Raw genomic sequence first — 3,952 nt, 5'->3', positions numbered from 1 at the left:
CTACGACCTCGTCCGGCTGATGGTGGGTTCGGAGGGCACCCTCGGCGTGGTCACCGAGGTGACCGTGGCCCTGCGGCCCGCGGCCGAGAAACCGTTGACCGCCTTGGCCTTCTTCGCCGCCTCCCGTGACGCCTGCACGACGGTGAGCGAATTCCTGGGCACCGGGCGCCGCCCGTCGATCCTCGAGTTCATGGACCGGCCCGCCGTCGAAGCGGTGTCGGCCTACCGTGATCTCGGGTTCCCGCCCGGGGTCGAGGCGGTGCTCGTGGTGCAGTCGGATCGCGGGGCGGCCGCGGCCGACGACCTCGAAGCGTTCGCGAAGGTGGCGCGCTCGTGCGGCGCGACCGAGGTGCTGGTGGCGAGCGATCCGGCGGAGGGCGAGCTGCTGATCGAGGCCCGGCGCCTGGTCGGGATCGCACTGGAGAAACTCGGCGACCGGCTGGTCGACGACGTGTGCGTGCCCCGGTCCCGGCTGGCCGAGTTCGTCGACGGGGTCGCCGCGATCGCCGCCGAGTACGGCGTCGACATCCCGTGCTGCGGGCACGCCGGGGACGGGAACATGCACCCCAACGTCGTGTTCGACGGCTCCGACCCCGATTCCGTCCGCCGGGGCCAGTCGGCCTTCGACGCGATCATGGCGCTGGGCCTGCGCCTGGGCGGCACGATCACCGGTGAGCACGGGGTCGGCATGCTCAAGCGCGCCTGGCTGGAGACCGAACTGGGCGAGGTGGGCCTTTCCGTGCACCGCGCGGTCAAGCTGGCGCTCGACCCGCTCGGGATCCTCAACCCGGGTAAGGTCGTGCGCCTGCCCGGACAGTGAGACAGGGGGTACTCGCATGGAACCGTCGAGGTCGGTACGGATGACGGTGCGCCAGTGGCAGGTCATCGACGCCATCTTCGACAACGAGGTGCAGAACCGGATCGACGACTTCGCCTCGGACGAGGAGGTGCAGGCCGCCATGGACATCCGCGAGGCGGGCTGGGCCTGGAACAGGACGATCGACGACGGCCGCAAGGGCGAACTCGGCTGGCCGCCGGACGGCGACGTCGTCGACATGGAGCTGCGGACCGGCCAGTGGTCGCTGGTGCTGTCCGTGCTCGAGCACGAGAGACGGTCTTCCGACGAGCGGGGCGTCCCGGAGGACGCCGCTCTCGCCCGCGAGTTGCTGGGGGTGCTTTCGGCCCAGTTGCCCGGCGTCGATTGACCGGTGCGGGGGCGCGGGGAAAGCGCCATGCTGGTGGCATGGATACAGCTCTGTGGCATCCGTTCGCCGACATGGCGACCGTGCGCTCCGGCGAGTTCGTCATCGACCGGGGCGAGGACGTGTGGGTCTACGACAGCGACGGCAACCGCTATCTCGACGCCACCGCCGGGCTCTGGTACGCCAACGCGGGGCACGGCCGCCGGGAGATCGCCGACGCGGCGGCCGCCCAGTTGCACAGGCTCGCCGGGTACTCGATCTTCGGTGACTTCGCCAACGAACCCGCCCGCGAACTCGCGGCGCGGCTGTCGGCGCTCGCGCCGATGCCCGATGCGAAGGTCTTCCTCACCACCGGCGGCGGCGAGGCGATCGACAGCGCCGTGAAGATCGCCCGCCGCTACCACGTGGTGCAGGGCGAACCCGGCCGCGTCCACGTGATCAGCCGGTCCTCCTCCTACCACGGCACCAACGGCATCGGCACCGGCGTCGCGGGCATCGAGGCGAACCGGACCGGGTTCGGCGAGTTGCTGCCGTCCTCCTCCCGCGTGCCGTTCGACTCGGTGGAGGCGCTGCGCCAGGAGATCCTGCGCGTCGGCCCGGAGACCGTGGCGGCCTTCCTGGTCGAGCCGGTGATCGGCGCGGGCGGTGTGCTGCCCCCGCCCGAGGGCTACCTGACCGGGGTGGCGCAGGTGTGCCGCGAGTTCGGGGTGCTGCTCATCGCCGACGCGGTGATCTGCGGGTTCGGCAGGCTCGGCACCTGGTTCGGGGTCGAGCGCTGGGGCCTGGAACCCGATCTGATCACCTTCGCCAAGGGGGTGACCAGCGGATATCTGCCCCTCGGCGGCGTGGTGGCCCACGGCAGGGTGGCCGAGCCGTTCTGGACGAGGCCCGGTACGTACCTGCGTCACGGGGCCACCTACGCCGGCCACCCCACCTGTTGCGCGGCGGCTCTGGCGAATCTCGACCTGCTCGAACGCGACGGGCTGCTGGAGCGGGGACGGGAGCTGGAGGGCGAGCTCACCGGCGCGCTGGCACCGCTGGTGGAGCATCCGCTGGTCGCCGAGGTGCGCTCCGGGACGGGGCTGCTCGCCGCCGTAGAACTCGCTCCCGAGGTGCTCCGGCGGCTTCCTTCGGCGGTCGGCGACCTGCAACTGCTGGCCCGGCAGCGGGGTGTGCTGCTGCGCCCGCTGGCCACCGCGCTCGCCGTGTCACCCCCGCTGACCGTCCACATCGAACAGTTGCGGGAGATCGCGGCGGTCTTCGCCGCCTCACTCGACGAGCTCGCCCTCAAGGTGTCCTAGGCGGTGTATCGAAGTCGAGCGTGGTCAACGCAAGTCGGATTTCGCGTCTTGAAGCGGCGTCAGCCGCTTGCGCCACGCTGCCGACTGGCACCGCCGCGGGTTCTCAGGCGGTTCCTGGCAGAAACGACACTGCCAGCTCCGACAGCGTTCAACACAGCGAATTGGCATTCATGAGGAGGAGATCCCGCAGCCAGGGACCGCCTGAGGTTCCGCCACCCGCACCGCTACCCAAGTCACTTTGATACACGCTCTATGTCGGTCAGGCCTGGTAGGGGCGAGCTTGGCGCGCATCGCGCAGTGCGCGCCCCCACCAGGCCAACTGGTCGAGCAGCACCTTCGCGGCCCCCACACAGCCCTCCGGTTCGAGCGGCTCGCCACGGTCGTCGAACCGGCCGTGGGCGAGGTGGAAGCTGACCGTTTCCCGCACGGTGACGGCATGCAGTTCGGCGAAGACCGGCCGGAGATGCTCCACGGCACGCAGGCCACCGGCGAGGCCGCCGTAGGACACGAATCCGACCGGTTTCGCCTGCCACTGCGTGTAATGCCAGTCGATGAGGGTTTTCAGCGAGGCCGGGTAGCTGTGGTTGTACTCCGGGGTGACCACCACGAAGGCGTCGGCGGCGTCGAGACGTTTCGTCACCGCCGCCACCTCCGGTGGCGCCTGGCCACCGAGCACCTCGGGCAACCGGTTCTCCGCCAGGTCGAGCACGTCGACGGCGAAGTCGGTGCGCGGCCGGGCCTGCCGGGCGAACCAGTCGGCCACTACCGGGCCGAACCGTCCGGTGCGGACACTGCCCACGATGACGGCCAGGGTGAGGGGGCGTTCGTCGTTCATGTGGCCAGCATGAAACCTCGACTTAAGTCGAAGTCAAGGCCTTGTGCTCAACCCGCTTCCACGGCCAGGTGTTCGCGGTGGTGCTTCGGGGTCTCGACCTCGTCCAGGATCGCCTCGGCGAGGTCGGCGTAGGTGATCCGGCTGTCCATCGCGCCGTGTGCCACCACGCGGTACCGGCCCACCGGCTCGCCTTCGTGGTCGAAGTCGCCCGCGGGGCTGAGGTAGAGCCAGTCGGTGTCCTCGCTCGCCCGCAGCATCTCCAGGCCCGCGCGATGGGCGTCGCAGAACGGCCGGAACTCCGGGGGGAAACCGGGCGCGTCCATCGGCAACCGGCCCGACTCGTCGGGCAGGAGCGCCGAAAGCCCGACCACGACGAGTCGTTTGTGGACGGCGGTGAGCGCGCGGGTGGAGGCGGTGAAGAACGCGGCCGGGTCGGTGCCTTCGCCGTACACCGCCGCCGCCGAGATCACCGCGTCGTGCGCCTCGGCCAGCTCGGCCACCTGCGCGGCGTCGGTCACGTCCCCGGCCACCACGGTGGCGCCGGGAAGGTCGTACTTCGCCGGGTCCCGCACCACCGCCGTCACCCGGTGCCCCCGGCGCAGCGCCACCAATAC

Annotated in this window: 5 protein-coding genes; 3 read left to right on the top strand and 2 right to left on the bottom strand. The window is 70.8% G+C overall.

Annotated features, from left to right (window positions below; genetic code table 11):
* The 3 genes from FNH05_RS33865 to FNH05_RS33855 all read left to right on the top strand — a co-directional run.
* On the top strand, nt 1–820 hold an 820-nt coding region (locus FNH05_RS33865; RefSeq protein WP_281287660.1), incomplete at its 5' end, for an FAD-binding oxidoreductase.
* 40 nt (nt 821–860) lie between these two features.
* Nucleotides 861–1,205: a hypothetical protein gene (locus FNH05_RS33860; RefSeq protein ID WP_144592929.1), complete on the top strand. Its 345-nt coding sequence runs from the start codon at nt 861–863 to the stop codon at nt 1,203–1,205.
* Between the two features lie 38 nt (nt 1,206–1,243).
* A complete protein-coding gene (locus FNH05_RS33855) occupies nt 1,244–2,503 on the top strand; it encodes an aminotransferase family protein (RefSeq protein WP_144592928.1) in 1,260 nt (419 codons plus the stop codon).
* Nucleotides 2,504–2,762: 259 nt separating this feature from the next.
* Here FNH05_RS33855 and FNH05_RS33850 read toward each other — a convergent pair whose 3' ends face one another.
* A complete protein-coding gene (locus tag FNH05_RS33850) occupies nt 2,763–3,338 on the bottom strand; it encodes an NADPH-dependent FMN reductase (protein WP_144592927.1) in 576 nt (191 codons plus the stop codon).
* Between the two features lie 47 nt (nt 3,339–3,385).
* Nucleotides 3,386–3,952 (bottom strand): NAD(P)-dependent oxidoreductase (locus FNH05_RS33845; RefSeq protein ID WP_342781645.1); only part of this gene is annotated, 567 nt, incomplete at its 5' end.

The sequence above is a fragment of the Amycolatopsis rhizosphaerae genome (assembly GCF_007713715.1).
GTDB lineage: Bacteria > Actinomycetota > Actinomycetes > Mycobacteriales > Pseudonocardiaceae > Amycolatopsis_E > Amycolatopsis_E rhizosphaerae.
The sequence above is the reverse complement of the archived record's forward strand: the minus strand, read 5'-3'. Positions and strand labels throughout refer to the sequence as shown.

Excerpts from the sequence above, each read along its gene's own strand:
- FNH05_RS33860 (WP_144592929.1), top strand. The coding sequence starts at position 861 with ATGACGGTGCGCCAGTGGCAGGTCATCGACGCCATCTTCGACAACGAG.
- FNH05_RS33855 (WP_144592928.1), top strand. The coding sequence starts at position 1,244 with ATGGATACAGCTCTGTGGCATCCGTTCGCCGACATGGCGACCGTGCGC.
- FNH05_RS33850 (WP_144592927.1), bottom strand. The coding sequence starts at position 3,338 with ATGAACGACGAACGCCCCCTCACCCTGGCCGTCATCGTGGGCAGTGTC.